Source organism: Burkholderia sp. KBS0801, from assembly GCF_005937855.2.
GTDB classification, from domain to species: domain Bacteria; phylum Pseudomonadota; class Gammaproteobacteria; order Burkholderiales; family Burkholderiaceae; genus Burkholderia; species Burkholderia ambifaria.
This window is the reverse complement of the sequence record NZ_CP042178.1, coordinates 1198488-1214015: the sequence shown is the minus strand read 5'-3', so window position 1 is coordinate 1214015 and position 15528 is coordinate 1198488. Positions and strand designations below refer to the sequence as shown.

Annotated in this window: 14 protein-coding genes; 7 read left to right on the top strand and 7 right to left on the bottom strand. The window is 66.6% G+C overall.

The window, feature by feature from the left end; genetic code table 11:
• Positions 1 to 132: 132 nt before the first annotated feature.
• Complete coding sequence (locus FFI87_RS22370; RefSeq protein WP_105787827.1) at positions 133 to 993, top strand: urea carboxylase-associated family protein; 861 nt, start codon at positions 133 to 135, stop codon at positions 991 to 993.
• A gap of 85 nt (positions 994 to 1078) precedes the next feature.
• Positions 1079 to 1753, top strand: coding sequence for a GntR family transcriptional regulator (locus FFI87_RS22365; RefSeq protein WP_012366213.1), 675 nt, complete (start codon positions 1079 to 1081; stop codon positions 1751 to 1753).
• 52 nt (positions 1754 to 1805) lie between these two features.
• On the opposite strand, the gene FFI87_RS22360 is transcribed toward FFI87_RS22365, so the two are convergent.
• From FFI87_RS22360 to FFI87_RS22345, 4 genes are all read right to left on the bottom strand, one after another.
• Positions 1806 to 2204, bottom strand: coding sequence for an ectoine synthase (locus FFI87_RS22360; RefSeq protein ID WP_138848981.1), 399 nt, complete (start codon positions 2202 to 2204; stop codon positions 1806 to 1808).
• 66 nt (positions 2205 to 2270) lie between these two features.
• Entirely contained in the window at positions 2271 to 3611 is a 1341-nt protein-coding gene (locus FFI87_RS22355; protein ID WP_138850197.1) for an amidase family protein, read from the bottom strand.
• A gap of 23 nt (positions 3612 to 3634) precedes the next feature.
• Positions 3635 to 5137 (bottom strand): amino acid ABC transporter permease/ATP-binding protein, encoded by a 1503-nt coding sequence (locus FFI87_RS22350; protein WP_138848982.1) that lies wholly within the window; start codon positions 5135 to 5137, stop codon positions 3635 to 3637.
• Between the two features lie 83 nt (positions 5138 to 5220).
• A complete protein-coding gene (locus FFI87_RS22345) occupies positions 5221 to 6063 on the bottom strand; it encodes an ABC transporter substrate-binding protein (RefSeq protein WP_138848983.1) in 843 nt (280 codons plus the stop codon).
• Here FFI87_RS22345 and FFI87_RS34565 point away from each other — a divergent pair.
• Positions 6062 to 6199 (top strand): hypothetical protein, encoded by a 138-nt coding sequence (locus FFI87_RS34565; RefSeq protein WP_175654651.1) that lies wholly within the window; start codon positions 6062 to 6064, stop codon positions 6197 to 6199. The two genes, FFI87_RS22345 and FFI87_RS34565, sit on opposite strands and share 2 nt — an antisense overlap.
• A 335-nt stretch (positions 6200 to 6534) precedes the next feature.
• Here FFI87_RS34565 and FFI87_RS22340 read toward each other — a convergent pair whose 3' ends face one another.
• Positions 6535 to 7431: a glutamate/aspartate ABC transporter substrate-binding protein gene (locus FFI87_RS22340; RefSeq protein WP_105831185.1), complete on the bottom strand. Its 897-nt coding sequence runs from the start codon at positions 7429 to 7431 to the stop codon at positions 6535 to 6537.
• Positions 7432 to 7843: 412 nt separating this feature from the next.
• Here FFI87_RS22340 and FFI87_RS22335 point away from each other — a divergent pair, with 412 nt between their 5' ends.
• From FFI87_RS22335 to FFI87_RS22320, 3 genes are all read left to right on the top strand, one after another.
• Complete coding sequence (locus FFI87_RS22335) at positions 7844 to 9505, top strand: S8 family peptidase (RefSeq protein WP_138848984.1); 1662 nt, start codon at positions 7844 to 7846, stop codon at positions 9503 to 9505.
• Between the two features lie 730 nt (positions 9506 to 10235).
• Entirely contained in the window at positions 10236 to 13016 is a 2781-nt protein-coding gene (gene mgtA / locus FFI87_RS22325) for a magnesium-translocating P-type ATPase (RefSeq protein ID WP_138848985.1), read from the top strand.
• Between the two features lie 68 nt (positions 13017 to 13084).
• On the top strand, positions 13085 to 13828 hold the full coding sequence (locus tag FFI87_RS22320) for a transporter (protein ID WP_138848986.1): 744 nt from the start codon (positions 13085 to 13087) through the stop codon (positions 13826 to 13828).
• Between the two features lie 72 nt (positions 13829 to 13900).
• Here the strand turns inward: FFI87_RS22320 and FFI87_RS22315 are convergent, their stop codons facing one another.
• Positions 13901 to 14185 carry a transcriptional regulator gene (locus FFI87_RS22315; RefSeq protein ID WP_041490183.1) on the bottom strand — a complete coding sequence of 95 codons (285 nt, stop codon included), beginning with the start codon at positions 14183 to 14185 and terminating at the stop codon, positions 13901 to 13903.
• Between the two features lie 72 nt (positions 14186 to 14257).
• Entirely contained in the window at positions 14258 to 15133 is an 876-nt protein-coding gene (locus FFI87_RS22310) for a LysR family transcriptional regulator (RefSeq protein WP_012366223.1), read from the bottom strand.
• Positions 15134 to 15226: 93 nt separating this feature from the next.
• Between FFI87_RS22310 and FFI87_RS22305 the strand changes: the two genes are divergently transcribed.
• Entirely contained in the window at positions 15227 to 15472 is a 246-nt protein-coding gene (locus FFI87_RS22305; RefSeq protein ID WP_138848987.1) for a hypothetical protein, read from the top strand.
• The last annotated feature ends 56 nt before the right edge of the window (positions 15473 to 15528 follow it).

Below are 15528 nucleotides of genomic sequence, written 5' to 3'. Positions count from 1 at the left end.
TTCACCCTATACTCCGCGAAGCGCCAATATATTGTTGAACAATCCAGCATGAAAATTGACGCGTGAGCGGCCACCACAAAGGGCTACAGCTGGATCGCCGCACCTGACAACCTTCCCCGAGAGTACCGCGTCATGTCGAACTATCCTGCCGCCTACCAGGTCACCAAGGGTTCCGTCCTGAATGTCGATAAAGCCTTTTATTCCACGATCGCCCGGCGTCATGACGCGCGCGAACGGATCGCGTCGCACGTCGTGCCGATCCGCAGCGGCTTCGCGTGGACGGTGCCGGCCGGTCACGTGTTCCGGATTGTCACGCTCGAAGGGCCGCAAGTCGCCGACTTCAACATGTGGAACCTGCACAATCCGCGCGAACGCATGTGGGCATCGCGCACGCGCCAGTTGCAGGCCGCCCACGTGACGACGTTCGACCGGCTCTGGTCGACCTTGCCGTACCTCCGTCCGATGGTCACGATCACCGACGACACGCTCGCCGGCTACGGCGTCGACGGCGACGGCGGCCGCGTGCACGACCTGCTCGGCACGCGCTGCGACCCGTACGTGAACAAGCTGCTGACCGGCGAGGATTTTCATTTCCACTGTCATTCGAACCTCGTGCGCGCAGTCGCGCCGTACGGGCTGACCGAATTCGACGTGCACGACGTGCTCAACGTATTCCAGTGCACGGGCCTGAACGACGACGACAAGTACTTCATGAAGGCCTGCCCCGCGCAGCCGGGCGACTACCTCGAGTTCTTCGCGGAAATCGACGTGCTGTGCGCGATGTCGACGTGCCCGGGCGGCGACCTGTCCGTCCCGATGTGGGGGCCCGACGCACGCGACCCGATCGACGTGTGCCGGCCGCTCGGCGTCGAGGTGTACCGGCTCGATCCGAGCTTGCTCGAAGGCTGGGCGTCGCCGCCCGTCGCGCCGTACCGCGGCCTGCACGGGATGCAGCCGCCGCACGCGGATTGGCAGCACGACAAGACGGCGTAACGACGCCCATAGCCCGTAGAATGGCGAAACGCCGCCGGCCGGCCACGCCGGCGGCGCACGATCAGGAGAGGAGCGAACGAAAGGAATGGCAAGCGAAAAAGCGCGAGGACAGTCGGTCGCCGACCGGATCAGCCATCAACTGCGCGAACACATCATCAGCGGCAAGCTGCCGCCCGGCACCGCGCTGATCGAGATGGACCTCGCGGCCGAATACGACACGTCGCGCAACTCGCTTCGCGAAGTCCTGCATCAGCTCGGCCGCGAAGGGCTCGTCACGTTCGTGCGGCACAAGGGCGTGGTCGTGCGCACGCTGAATCGCCAGGACGTGCGCGATCTCTACGTCGCGCGCCGCACGCTCGAACTGCATGCGTTGAACACGGCGGAACTCGCGCAGCCGGCCCTGCTCGAGAAAATGCAGAGCGCGATTCGCGCGGCCGAACGCGAGCTCGCCAAGGAAAACTGGCAGGCCGTCGGCACGCACAGCCTGCGATTCCACCAGCACATCGTCGCGCTGCAGAAGTCGGCGCTGCTCGACGAATTCTTCCGGACCATCTCGGCACAGCTGCGCCTCGTCTTCGCCGCCGATCCCGACGAGAAGCGCGTGCAAACGCCCGACTGGATCCAGCGCGAATACCAGATCTACGACCTGCTCACGCAGAACCGTCGCAGCGAAGCCGTTACCGCGCTCACGCGCTATCTCGACGATTCCGAGCGGATGCTCGTCGACGCGATCAAGCGCAGCCACCGCGAGGCGGCCTGAACCCGAACACCGTGTGGCCATTGCGCCGCCCGAAGCGGCGCGCAACGGCCCGTCACGCTTGCTGTTCCGTCGGCAACGCGTAACTGCCGTCTTCCCGATGTGTCTCGAGCCCAGTCAACGGCGGATTGAACACGCACACCAGGTGCAGGTCGCCGCGCGTCGCGCGCAGGATATGCGGATCGTTCAGGTTCAGCGCATAGATCGTCCCGGGCGTGATCCGGTGCACGTCGCCGGTGGCCGTATCGACGACTTCCCCTTCCCCGGCCACGCAGTAGTTGGTCTCGAAGTGATTCTTGTAATGCAGATGCAGTTCCGCGCCTTCATGCACACGCGTCTCATGGACGGAATAGCCGACGCCGTCCTGCTTCACGATCATGCGCTTGCTGTCCCAGCCCGGGCCTCGCGCGTGGCGTTCGGTATTGGTGATATCGGCCGATTTCACGACGATCATAAGCACCTCTGATTAGTAACGAGTAATGGCGAAAATGGCAAGGCGAGCCCTGCCGCGGGAAACCTGTCATGTGGAATCGGTCAGCGCGCGCTCGACCATCGCCGCGACGTCGAGCAGCCGCGCGTCTTCGTGTCGACGCCCGGTGATCAGCAACCCGACGGGTTGCCGGTTGCGCAGGTCGCCCGGCACGCTGATGCTCGGCAGGTCGAGCCGGTTCGCGAACTCGGTCAGCCGGAACGCACGCGCGTTCTGCTCGAGGTACGCGGCTTCGTCGGCCAGATCGGCCACGCGCGGCGGCAGCATCGGCACCGTCGGCGTCAATACCGCGTCCGCGTCGCCAAGTTCGGCGTGGTACGTGTCGGCCAGTGCAGCCAGACGCAGCAGCGCCGCCGCGTAATCGTGCGCGCGCACCTGCTCGCCCGCGGCGATGCGCGCGCCGACCAGCGGATCGTAACGGTCAGCCGCCGTCGCCAGCCGCGCACGATGCAGCATGAACGCCTCGGCCGCGATGATGCCGCCCGCACGGGCGACCGCGCCGGCCTCGGCCACGCAATCGAGCCGCTTGCGCCGGATGCGCGCGCCGTGCGCGGACAGTCGGGACAGCCACGCGTCGAATGCGTGTGCCACGACCGGATCCACGTCGTCGGTGGCGAATGGTTCGGGCACGACGAACTGCAGATCGCGGATCGTCGCCGGTCGTCGTCGCCGCGCATCGCGGCCGTGCAACGCAACATCGGCCTGCCGGCAAAGCTCGACCGTCGCGGCCAGCAGGCCCGGCACGTCGAAGCTCGTCGACAGGAACTGCATGCCGTCGCTTGCATAGCGCCCACGCGACGGCTTGAATCCGGTCACCCCGCAGAATGCGGCCGGAATGCGCGCCGACCCGCTCGTATCGGAACCCAGCGACAGGTCGGCCGCACCGAGCGCCGCCGACACCGCCGCGCCCGAACTCGATCCGCCGGCCACCCGCTCGCGCCGCGCATCGAGCGGTGTCGTCGGCGTACCGTACGCACGATTCACGCCGAGCGCGCCATACGCGAACTCGGTCATCGCCGTCTGCGCGACCAGCACCGCGCCGGCCCGGCGCAGCATCGACACCATCGCGGCGTCGGTGCGTGCCGGCGGCTCGTCGGCCAGCACACGCGAGCCGGCATGCGTGACCCAGCCTTCGCAATCGAAACAGGCTTTCACCGTCAGCACGGCGCCGGCCAGCGGCGCATCGGCCGCACCGCCGCGCAGCGACGCATCCCATGCACGCGCGTCGGCAAGCGCGGCGGCGTCGCGCCGTGCGAGCCACGCGGTTCCGATGTCGCCGGGATACGCATCGGCACGTGCGAGACACGCGCTCAGCCGCTGCGCACACGAGCGTGCGTTCATGTCGCCCAGCCGAAAGCCCGTCGGGTCCATTCGTGCTCCCGTCCAGTCGTTCGTCATGCGATGTGAACGTGTTTCAGAAAATCCTTCACGCGCGCGTCGCCGCTGGCGCGAATCCGCTCCGGCGGCACGTCGTACAGGATGCGCCCGCTCTCCATGAACACGATCCGGTCGGATACCTTGAACGCGAAGTTCATTTCATGGGTCACGATGATCATCGTCATCCCTTCCTTCGCCAGCGTCTCGACAACCTTCAGCACTTCGCCGACGAGTTCGGGATCGAGCGCGGAGGTCGGCTCGTCGAACAGCATGATCGACGGCCGCGTCGCGAGTGCGCGCGCGATCGCGACACGCTGCTGCTGGCCGCCGGAAAGCTGGTGCGGATACTTGTTCGCATGCTCGAGCATGCCGACCTTCGAGAGCAGCGACAGCGCCTGCAGCCGGATCGCGACTGCATCGGCATGCCGGTGATAGCACGGCGCCATCATCACGTTCTGCAGCGCGGTGCGGTGGGGGAACAGGTTGAAGCTCTGGAACACCATGCCGATATCGAGGATGCGCTCGTGCGACACGCGCGGCGGATGCGAACCCGACGCGCGGATGAACGGCTCGCCGTACAGGTCGATCTCGCCCGCGTTCACCGGCGCGAGCCCGTTGATGGTGCGGATCAGCGACGTCTTGCCCGAGCCGGACGGGCCGATGATCGACACGACCTGCCCCGGCACGACGTCGAGATGAATGTCCTTCAACACTTCGTGGCGGCCGTAGCGCTGCTGCACGCCTTTCAGGCGAAGCGCGAATTCGGCATTCGCCCGCTGCCTCGGCGCGACGGCCGGCGCCGACGGCGGCAGCGCGAGATCGATCTCGTCGGCCTGGATCGGCGTGCGCCGACTGACGTCGAGGTGCCGCTCGAGATAGCCGAGCAGCCGGCTGAACACGGTCACGATCAACACGTAGTAAAACGCCACGGCCAGCATCGTTTCGAACACGAGGAAATTCTGCGTGTACAGCCGCTGTCCGACGAGCAGAATCTCGGCCAGCGAAATCACCGACACCAGCGACGTGAGCTTCACGATCGTGATGAACTCGTTCGCGAGCGCGGGCAGCGCGATGCGGATCGCCTGCGGCATCACGATCAACCGCTGGATGCCGGCGAAGCGGATACCCAGAGCGCGGCCGGCCTCGAGCTGCCCGCGCGGCACCGACAGGATCCCGCCGCGATGGATTTCCGCGAAATACGCGGTCTCGCTCAGCACCATCGCGATCAGGCCGGCCGTGAACGGATCGGACAGCACCGCGCTGGTTGCGGGAAAGACCTGCGGCAGGTTGTAGATGAAGACCAGCAGCACGAGCAGCGGCAGGCTGCGGAAGAACCAGATGTAGACGGCCGCCGCGCGCTTCAGCAGCGGCCGGTGCGACTGTCTCGCGAGCGCCACCGGAAACCCGAGCAACACGCCGAGCAGCCATGCGACGACGCTGAGTTCGACGACCACGACGCAGGCGCGCCAGAAATCCTTGTCCCACAAGAGCTGAAACGCATAGTGCCAATCGAACTGCATCGATGACTCCTCAACCGCGAATGGAGATGCGGCCGCGCTGCGCGCGGTGGTCGGGTCGTGCTTGCTACGTGCTTGCTGCGTGTCTACTTCGCGGTGCCGAGCGCATTGGCGACGTCGGCGGGCGTCGGCTCCTGCAATCCGTATTTCTTCACGAGGCTGCCGTACTCGCCGCTGCGCTTCGCATCGTTCAATGCGCCCTGTAGCGCACCCTGCAGGCCGCTATCGCCCTTCGTCATGCCGAGGCCGATGACGATCGGATACAACAGCGTCGTCGAACTGATGTCGACACGCCCGTTCGTCTGTTTCGGAATCCCCTGCGCGACAGCCGCGTCCTCGATCTGGACATCGACCGCCTTCGACATCAGCGCCGACGTCGCTTCCGGCGACGTCGGGAACTCGAGGATCGCGATCTCGCCGCGCCCGGCCGCCTTGCACGTGTCCTGCGACACCGCACGCAGCTTCGGCGTCCACGACGCACCCTTGATCGAGCCGACCCGCTTGCCGCACAGATCCTGCGGCGTCTTCGGCAGGAACGCGCTGCCCTTCGCGACGAGCAGCGATGCGCCCGTCTTCAGGTACGGCACGAAATCGACCTGCTTCACGCGATCGGGCGTCACGTACAGCGCGGACGCGACGACGTCGAAGCGGCGCGCCTTCATGCCGAGGATCAGGTCCGGAAACCGCGTATCGAGGAACACCGGCTCCAGCTTCAGGTGACGCGCGAGCAGCCGCGCGAACTCGGCGTCGAAGCCGGCGGGCTTGCCGGCTTCCAGGTACGCGTAAGGCGGATACGTGAGGTCGGAGCCCACCAGCAAGGTGCCGGGCCGCACCGTCTGCAGCGGAGCAGCGGCCGCGAGCGAGCACGCGAACGCGAGCGGCACGAGCGCGCCGCGGAGGAAATGTCGAAGCGGGAAACGAGCGGACATGGCGAAGCTCCTGGGTTGTTCGGCTCCGGCGCTGAAACGTCGCAACGCCTCCCGCGGGCCGCCGTATGCGGCTTTCCGGGATTTTCCGCCGAAAATTGTTGAACAATTTCGGCCGATTCTGACCAGTTCAAATTGAAATCTGAATTCGGGTTTACGCGGCAGACGACATCACCGGGCGCGAGCCGGCACGAACGCGCGCACCACGCGCCGGCACGAGCATGCGTTGCGGTAAGGAGGGAAAAGACCGGTGGAGACGGGCCCCGGATCGAGGCCCTTCGAAGTGCGGCACGGCACGCGCGACGCGTGCGGCGAGGGATCAGAGAACGGGTTTTCGGAATCCGGCGCGATGCGCACGGACCCCACTACGGCCGCAGGATGCGCGCCGCGACGCCGGCCCGCAGGCCGGACAGACTCGATCGTGCAGGGCCGATCACGCTACATGTCGGCCCGCACGCTGACTCGACGCCCTGCTCAGTACTGCGCCTGATCCGTCGGATTCCTGAACAGCTGCTTCATCTCCGGCGACAGCGGATAGTTGAGGCTCACGCCCTTCGGCGGAATCGGCTGCATGAACCACTGGTCGTAGAGCTTCTCGGCCGCGCCGGAAGTCTGCAGCTTCGCGATCACGCCGTCGACCACGTGCTTGAACGCAGGATCGTCCTTGCGCATCATGCATGCGTAGTTTTCATGGACGAGCGGCGTGCCTGCCACCGTGTACGCGCCCGGGTTGCGGTCCTTCGCGATCTCGCCGTACAGCAGCGGCTCATCCATCACGAACGCGACCGCGCGCCCCGTCGTGACGTTCATGAACGCTTCGGCGTGGTCCTTCGCGCTGATGATCGTCATGTTCATCCCCTTCTCCTCGTTGAGCTTGCGCAGCAGGCGCTCGTCCGACGTGCCGGCCGTCGTCGCGACCGTCTTGCCGGCCAGGTCCGCGAAGTCCTTCACGCCCGAATCCTTGCGCGTGCTGAAGCGGATCCCGTACAGGAAGATGCTGTTCGAGAATGCGGCCTGCTTCTGCCGCTCCAGCGTGTTGGTCGTCGACCCGCACTCGAAGTCGATCGTGCCGTTCTGCAGCAGCGGAATCCGGTTCTGCGACGTGATCGGGATTTCCTTCACAGTCAGGTTCGGCGCCTTCAGCTCCGCCTTGAGCGCGTCGATGATGCGCGCCGCGATGTCGCGCGAGTAGCCGATGTTCTTCTGCTGGTTGTCCGAATACGAGAACGGCACCGACGATTCGCGGATACCGAGCGATACGATGCCCGTGTCCTTGATCTTCTTCAGCGTGCCGGTGAGCGCCTGCGCATGCGCGGTGCCTGCCAGTGCGCAGGTCAGCGCGACGGCCAGCCAACGGAAGCGGCGATCCATGCTTTTCTCCTGACGAAACGTTGATCGAATCGCGATCGTACGCCCGACAAAATTCGCGTCGCATCAGGGAAAGCGTAAGGAGCTTGCCCGCGCGGCAGCCCCATTTTCCGTGGCGCGCAAACGGGCGCGAATCCTGCCTCGCGCCCGGCCGGCGGCATTCGGTCGCGTCCTGCCTGCCGGCTTCTGGCCATCCGACCCGCAATTGTGCTGCGCCGCAACATCGCAATCGTTTGCGGTAATCCGATTTTTTCTCCTACAACGACTCAAGAAGCGTCCGCAGTAGCCGTTACCCAATCCATGGCGCGTCGCAGCAACCTTGCGGCAGACGTCAGACAAAAACGACATTGTCCGGTGTTCCTCCGGACCAGGCACGACCGCCAGCACGACGGTTATCCACGAGGATCGCTTCACCATGAGAGCCACACGTTTCAATATCGCGCTGGCCCGCTCCGCTCACGCGCGCATGCTTGCCGGCATGTTCTCCGCCGCGGCCCTGCTTCCCCTCGCCGGCTGCGGCGGCGGTGGCGGCGACGGCAGCAATCCGTCTTCCTCCAATGCAGCCCCGGCCCCCGCGCCGTCGCCCGCCCCGACACCGACGCCCCCGACGACCCCGCCCACCACCAGCGGCGGCAACGCCTGCACGACGCAGCAAGCCGCCGCGCAGATGGCCGCCCAGACCACCGCACCGGCCGAGCCGCCGGTCGACCACCTGATCGTCAAGCTGAAGACACTGACGGCGACGCGCGCGATGGCGGCCCTCGACACCGGCACGCGGCTCGACGCGGTGATCCAGCGCTCGATCACGCGCTGGTCGGCACCGACGACGAGCGGCACCGCACGTGCGTATGCCGCCGTGACGGCGTCGCAGGCATCGCTGAACGTGCAGGTCGAGCGGACGCTGTCGGATGGCGCGGCCGTGCTGTCGATCGGCCAGCGTATCGCGTCCGGCGACGCGGCGGCGCTCGCGCAGGCATTCGCGGCCGACGGCGACGTCGACTACGCGGAACCGGATCACCCGATGCGGATCCGCGACACGCCGAGCGACCCCGCGTACAACCAGCAGTGGTATCTGTCCGATGCGAGCGTCGGCATCAACACCCCGCCCGCCTGGACGCGCACCAAGGGTTCGCCGACGGTCGTCACCGCCGTGCTCGACACCGGCTACCGGCCGCACCCCGACCTCGTCGGCAACCTGCTGCCCGGCTACAACTTCATCTCGAACATCAACACGAGCAACAACGGCCAGACGCGGGGCACCGATGCGACCGATCCGGGCGACTGGGTCACGCAACAGGAACTCGACGATGCCAACGGCCCGTACTATCACTGCGCAAGCGAACCGAGCACCAGCAGCTGGCACGGCACACGCGTGATGGGCGTGATCGGCGCGAACGCCAACAACGGTATCGGCGTCGCCGGCGTATCGTGGCTCGGCCGGATCCTGCCGGTGCGCGTGCTCGGCAAGTGCGGCGGCAAGACGAGCGACATCGCGGACGCGATGCGCTGGGCGGCCGGCATTCCGGTCGCCGGCGTGGCGACCAATCCGAATCCCGCGAAGGTCATCAACCTGAGCCTGGGCGGTGTCGGCGCATGTAGCGCGACGTTCCAGCAGGCAATCGACGACGTGAACGCGAAGGGCGTGACCGTCGTCGTCGCCGCCGGCAACGACGGCCTGTCGACCGCGTTCGACCAGCCAGCGAACTGCCGCGGCGTGATCAGCGTCGGCGCGACGGACGCGACCGGCCGCCGCGCCTCGTTCAGCAACTTCGGTTCCGACGTCGCGCTGAGCGCACCGGGCGTCAGCATCCTGTCGACGGCCAACGGCGGCACGACGACGCCGGGCGCGGACACGTACGGCACCGCGAGCGGCACGAGTCTCGCGACGCCGCAGGTATCGGGCATCGTCGGGCTGATGTTGTCGATGAACGGCAACCTCACGCCCGCGCAGATCCAGCAGAAGCTGCAAGGCGGCGCGCGTGCGGCGATGCTGCCGACCAGCACGTCGTGCACCGCGCTGCCGGCGGGCGCCGGCATCGCCGATGCAGGCGCCGCCGTCACGGCTGCTATCCAGTAAGCACCACACTGCGTCGACACGACCGCGCGCATGCATTGCCATGCGCGCGGTTTTTTCATGCGCGCAGCCGATCTCGTCGCGCCAAGTCGCGCTAACGTTCTGCAAGAATTGCCGGAAAATAAAGGGCGGAAAAAAGGTTGACGCTTCGCACGACGAGCCATTACCATCGCCCCGTCTGATTACATGGAGTGTTCTGTGAACACCGATGCGAGTTGTAGTTGGTCCTCGACCAACTTGACTGCTGCCTGAGGAAACCGCGCAGAGCCTCGTCTTCTGCCGCATCCCGGGAAGCAGGATGCGGCGTCCTTCCGGCCTGATTACCGGCCAGAATCCCCCGCCGAATTTTTTCGATATCGCCGAATGCCCGCGCCGCGTCACGGTACGCTGCCGCGCGTGTATTCGTGCTGCGCGCCGCGCGAGCTGCGCGCGTGTTCCGTTCGCGTGCCATCGCGCCGCGCGCCTTCGTGCGTGCGCGGCTGCCGATCGCCCGTGCCCGCTACCCGCAACCGACAGGAGTGCAGATGAACCCGGACGACAGTAGTCGATTATCGCTCGCCGGTGCGCCGCCGCGCATCGATCCTCCGACCGCAACACTCCGCGCGCCGGCGAGCGTTCCCCCCTTCACCGATCCACACCCGATCGCGCCTGACGCGACGCGGCGGGGAGCGCTCGTGCGTCGATAACGTCACGGTCGCTCCCCGCCCGCCGCCTCGTGCGCATGGAGCGACTCATGACACAACGTAAAACCACGCAAAAGAAACAGCGCGGCTTCATCCACGCCGGCCCCGGTCAGCAGAACGAACCACGCATCATGCGCGCCGCGCAGGAAGCGGCCCGCCCGCTCGAAGAAACCTTCAAGTCGCTGCGCACCAGCACGCGCGGCCTGACCTTCGACCAGGCCGCCGATCGTCTTCAGCACCACGGCCCGAACGAAATCGCGCACGACAAGCCGCCGCACTGGGCCCGCCAGCTGCTGCACGCGTTCCACAATCCGTTCGTCTATGTGCTGCTGGTGCTGGCCGCGATCAGCTTCTGCACCGACGTCTACTTCGCGGCGCCCGGCGAGCGCGACTACGTCGGCATGACGATCCTGCTGACGATGGTCACGATCAGCGCGCTGCTGCGCTTCGTGCAGGAATTCCGTTCGCTGCGTGCGGCCGAAAAGCTCAAGGCGATGGTCCGCACGACGGCGACCGTGCAGCGCGCGATGACCGACACGTCCGAGCCGGCGCGCCGCGAGGTGCCGATGCGCGAAGTGGTGGTCGGCGACATCGTGCACCTGTCGGCCGGCGACATGATTCCCGCCGACGTGCGCCTGCTCGCGTCGCGCGACCTGTTCATCAGCCAGGCCGTGCTGACCGGCGAAGCACTGCCGGTCGAGAAGTACGACACGCTCGGCGCGGTCGCCGGCAAGTCGGCGCACACGGGCATGGCGGGCATGGCCGGCACGCCGGGCGTGGCGAACGACGCGTCGACGTCGCTGCTCGATCTCGAAAATGTGTGCTTCATGGGCACCAACGTGGTAAGCGGCACCGCGACGGCCGTCGTCGTCGCGACCGGCGAGGACACCTACTTCGGTTCGCTCGCGCGCAACGTCGTGAGCCACAAGCGGATCGAGACGAGCTTCGATCGCGGCGTCGCGAGCGTGAGCTGGCTGCTGATCAAGTTCATGTTCGTGATGGTGCCGATCGTGTTCATGATCAACGGCCTGACCAAGGGCGACTGGCTGAGCGCGCTCACGTTCGCGCTCGCGGTGGCCGTCGGCCTCACGCCCGAGATGCTGCCGATGATCGTCAGCGCGAACCTCGCGCGCGGCGCGATCGCGATGGCGCGCCGCAAGGTCGTCGTGAAGCGGCTGAACTCCGTGCAGAACTTCGGCGCGATGGACGTGCTGTGCACCGACAAGACCGGCACGCTCACGCAGGACAAGATCATCCTCGAACACCATCTCGACCTGTCCGGCCACAAGAACGAGGACATCCTGCGGCTCGGCTGGCTGAACAGCTTCCATCAGAGCGGCCAGAAGAACCTGATCGACATCGCCGTGGTCGCGCGCGCCGACGAGATCGGCGAGCGCGTGAAGCCGCAGGGCTACAAGAAGATCGACGAGCTGCCGTTCGATTTCGTGCGCCGTCGCCTGTCGGTCGTCGTCGAGGACACGCACGGCACGCACCTGCTGATCTGCAAGGGCGCGGTCGAGGAAATGCTTGCGGTGTCGACCCATGTGCAGGACGAGGACGGCGTGCGCCCGCTCGACTTCGTCGCGCGCAAGCGGCTGCTCGAACAGGCGAACGCATACAACGAGGACGGCTTCCGCGTGCTGGTGCTCGCGACGCGCACGATCCAGCGCGGCGACGAACGCGAGCAGTACCGTACCGCCGACGAGCGCGACCTCGTCGTGCGCGGCTTCCTGACCTTCCTCGATCCGCCGAAGGAATCGGCCGCGCCGGCGCTCGCCGCGCTGCGCGAGAACGGTGTATCGGTGAAGGTGCTGACGGGCGACAACCCGACCGTCACGATGAAGGTCTGCCGCCAGGTCGGCCTCCAGCCGGGCAAGCCGGTGCTCGGCGCCGAAATCGAGGCGCTCGACGACGCGACGCTCGCGCAGGTCGTCGAACGCACGACGGTGTTCGCGAAGCTCACGCCGCTGCAGAAGGCGCGCATCGTGAAGGCACTGCAGGCGAACGGCCACACGGTCGGCTTCCTCGGCGACGGCATCAACGACGCGCCCGCACTGCGCGACGCCGACGTCGGCATCTCGGTTGACAGCGGCGCCGACATCGCGAAGGAAACCGCCGACATCATCCTGCTCGAAAAGAGCCTGATGGTGCTCGAGGAAGGCGTGATCAAGGGCCGCGAGACGTTCGGCAACATCCTGAAGTACCTGAACATGACCGCCAGCTCGAACTTCGGCAACGTGTTCTCGGTGCTCGTCGCCAGCGCGTTCCTGCCGTGGGAGCCGATGCTCGCGACCCAGCTGCTGGTGCTGAACCTGATCTACGACACGTCGCAGATGCTGCTGCCGTGGGACCGGATGGATCCGGAATTCCTGAAGAAGCCGCGCAAGTGGGAAGCCGGCAACATCGGCCGCTTCATGCTGTGGGTCGGGCCGACGTCGTCGGTGTTCGACATCACGACGTACATCCTGATGTGGACCGTGTTCGGCGCGGGCGCGATGTATCACCTGCACGGCGGCACGGGCGGCCAGGTCGTGATGAACTCGGGCTGGTTCATCGAGAGCCTCGTGTCGCAGACGCTCGTCGTGCATCTGCTGCGCACGCAGAAGATCCCGTTCCTGCAGAGCACGGCCGCACTGCCGGTGCTGCTGTCGACGTTCACCGCGATCGCCATCGGCTGCTGGCTGCCGTTCTCGCCGTTCGCGGATTCGCTCGGCTTCATGCACCTGCCGGGCACCTACTGGCTGTGGCTCGCCGCGACGATGGTCGGCTACATCCTGCTCGCGCAGATCGTCAAGACGATCTATGTGCGTCGCTACAAGCAGTGGTTCTGATTTCCTCCGGACGACGGCGTGCCGGCCCGCACGGGGCCGGCCGCCGCCGACGCACCAAGGATGACGTGATGAAAAGAATGCTCCCGCTCGCGGCCGCGAGCGCGCTGCTCGCGCCACTCGACGCCTTTGCCGCCCACCCGCTCGTCAGCGACGACCCGGGCACCCAGGGCAACGCGAACTGGCAGTTCGAGCTCAATGCCGAGGAAACCTCGAAACAGGACGAAAACGGCCGCCATCAGATGTGGAACGCGACGCTCACGCGCGGCTTCGGCGAACGCGTCGATCTCTACGTCAACGCGCCGTACACGCATCTGCAAACGCGCACCGACGAGAGCGGCGCCGGGTTCGGCGATGTCGAGATCGGCATGAAGTGGCGGTTTGTCGAACGCGGGCCGCTGTCGCTCGCGCTGAAGCCGATGGCGACGATGCCAACAGGCAACGACCGGCGCGGGCTCGGCACCGGCCGCGTCGGAACTGGCGCGACGCTGCTCGCGCAAATCGACGTGTCGCGGTTCTCGTTTCTCGCGAATGCGGGCATGACGTACCAACCGAATCGCCAGGGCGACCTGACGGCGATCTGGGCTTTCTCGGGCGCGGCGATCTACAAGGCGACCGACACGCTGCAGATCGTGGCGGACATCGGCACGTCGCGCAACGCGGAACGTGGCGCCGGCGCGAATCCGGCGTTCGTGATCGCCGGTGCGATCTATTCGCCCAAGCCCTGGCTCGATCTCGACATTGGCTACCGGCACGGACTGAACGACCAGACTTACCGTCACTCCGTGATGGGCGGGTTGACGGTGCGGTGGTGATACCACGGTGATGCGGCCGATGCCGCGTGTCGAACCGTCATGCGACGGACCGCTTTCGGGCGGTCCGTTTTTTCATTCGGCGTCGTTCGCGCCGAACAGTTGCGCGCACACGGCGCGCCCCTCTTCGGTCAACGCGGCGCTGCCGGTGCCATCGTCGCTCAGCGTCGTCGCGCTCAGGCCGGCGGCGTCGAGTTGCGTCAGCACGCGACGCAGCGTGCTCATCGGCAATTGCGTGCGCTTCGCGATCTTCGGTAGCGACCAGGTCTTGCCGGACGGATCGGTCGCGGCTTCGTGCAGCGTCGCGAGCGTCGCGACGAGTGCGGGATCGAGCGGGGCGTCGTCGGATTCTGAAGTCATCGGTTCGGATTCGTGAGCCGGCGCCGGGCCGGAATGCAGGAAGGATGCCGTCGCGAGCACTATACGCCGCCGTCACGCGCCCTTGATCGCCGCGCGCATGAACGACACGAAACGCGTGGTCACCGGATCGTCGCGCTCGGACAGCCATGCGAGCCCGACGCGCCATTTCGCATCCCTGCCGTCGAGCGGCAGGACGGTCGCGTCGCGCAGCAGGTACTGCGCGCCCGACGGAATGAACGCGACGCCCACCCCGGCCGCGACCGACGTGAGCACCGATTGCACGTCCTCCGCCTGCTGCGTGACCTGCGGCACGAAGCGCCGCTCGACGCACCACCGGTCGATCTGCGCGGCGAGCCCCGGGCCGCGCGCGCGCTGCAGCGCGATGAAGCCGATCTCGTTGAGCACGTCGAGATCGGCCGGCACGCGCTTGAAGCCGAGATGCGGCGGCACCGCGAGTGCGAGCGCCTCGTCGATCACCTTGAACGACGACAGCCCTTCATCGGACGGCAAACGCAGGAAGCCGGCGTCGAGCTTGCCGGCGCGCAGCCGGCGTGTTTGCTCGGACGACGACAGGTCGCTCAGCGTGACCGCGATACCCGGATTGCGGCGACGGAATTCCGCTACGAGTTTCGGCACGAGCGTCAGCACGGACAGGCAGATGCCAAGCCGCAGATGCCCGCGTTGTCCGCTGGTCGCCTCCCGCGCACGCGCGAGGATTTCGTCGGCATCGCGCACGAGCGCCTGCGCATCGGGCAGGAAGCGTTCGCCGAACGGCGTCAGTTCCGCGCCGTGCCGGCCGCGCTCGAACAGCTTGCCGCCGAGGCTCGCCTCGAGCGCGCCGATCTGCTTGCTCAGCGCCGGCTGGCTCATGTGCAGCGCGTCGGCCGCGCGGCTGAAATGGCTGAGCTCGGTGACCGTCAGGAAGGTGCGCAGCAGTTTCAATTCCATTCTTTAAAGGAATCGTATCGATCGAAACATTCATTTTACTGATCGAACGGGGTGACGTTCAATACGGGCATGCCCTCTTCTGGAGTTCACTTTATGTCCGTTGATCATGCGGCCGAATGCCTGACCGATATTTCGTGCGACACGGTGGTCGCCAACGAAAGCCGTGTCGGGCCCGATGCGCCGACGCCCGAGCGTCGTGCCGAACGTGTCGCACGCGTCGACGGACGCAGCCGCCGCGTCCGCTTCGGCGATGCGCTGGACGACGCACCGCCGCGCGCCATCACGGGTTCGATCGCGATCAGCTTCGCGGTCGTGTCGCGGCGGAACTGGCCGCGCTGAGCCTGCTCGTCGCGCGCCTTCCGTCGGACGGGTATCGTCGATCATCCGCAAAAAAA

What these genes read in the sequence shown, in the direction of transcription:
- FFI87_RS22320 (WP_138848986.1), top strand. Translation starts at nt 13,085, where the DNA reads ATGAAAAGAATGCTCCCGCTCGCGGCCGCGAGCGCGCTGCTCGCGCCA.
- mgtA (WP_138848985.1), top strand. Translation starts at nt 10,236, where the DNA reads ATGACACAACGTAAAACCACGCAAAAGAAACAGCGCGGCTTCATCCAC.
- FFI87_RS22315 (WP_041490183.1), bottom strand. Translation starts at nt 14,185, where the DNA reads ATGACTTCAGAATCCGACGACGCCCCGCTCGATCCCGCACTCGTCGCG.
- FFI87_RS22365 (WP_012366213.1), top strand. Translation starts at nt 1,079, where the DNA reads ATGGCAAGCGAAAAAGCGCGAGGACAGTCGGTCGCCGACCGGATCAGC.
- FFI87_RS22345 (WP_138848983.1), bottom strand. Translation starts at nt 6,063, where the DNA reads ATGTCCGCTCGTTTCCCGCTTCGACATTTCCTCCGCGGCGCGCTCGTG.
- FFI87_RS34565 (WP_175654651.1), top strand. Translation starts at nt 6,062, where the DNA reads ATGGCGAAGCTCCTGGGTTGTTCGGCTCCGGCGCTGAAACGTCGCAAC.
- FFI87_RS22335 (WP_138848984.1), top strand. Translation starts at nt 7,844, where the DNA reads ATGAGAGCCACACGTTTCAATATCGCGCTGGCCCGCTCCGCTCACGCG.
- FFI87_RS22370 (WP_105787827.1), top strand. Translation starts at nt 133, where the DNA reads ATGTCGAACTATCCTGCCGCCTACCAGGTCACCAAGGGTTCCGTCCTG.
- FFI87_RS22305 (WP_138848987.1), top strand. Translation starts at nt 15,227, where the DNA reads ATGTCCGTTGATCATGCGGCCGAATGCCTGACCGATATTTCGTGCGAC.
- FFI87_RS22340 (WP_105831185.1), bottom strand. Translation starts at nt 7,431, where the DNA reads ATGGATCGCCGCTTCCGTTGGCTGGCCGTCGCGCTGACCTGCGCACTG.
- FFI87_RS22310 (WP_012366223.1), bottom strand. Translation starts at nt 15,133, where the DNA reads ATGGAATTGAAACTGCTGCGCACCTTCCTGACGGTCACCGAGCTCAGC.
- FFI87_RS22350 (WP_138848982.1), bottom strand. Translation starts at nt 5,137, where the DNA reads ATGCAGTTCGATTGGCACTATGCGTTTCAGCTCTTGTGGGACAAGGAT.
- FFI87_RS22355 (WP_138850197.1), bottom strand. Translation starts at nt 3,611, where the DNA reads ATGGACCCGACGGGCTTTCGGCTGGGCGACATGAACGCACGCTCGTGT.
- FFI87_RS22360 (WP_138848981.1), bottom strand. Translation starts at nt 2,204, where the DNA reads ATGATCGTCGTGAAATCGGCCGATATCACCAATACCGAACGCCACGCG.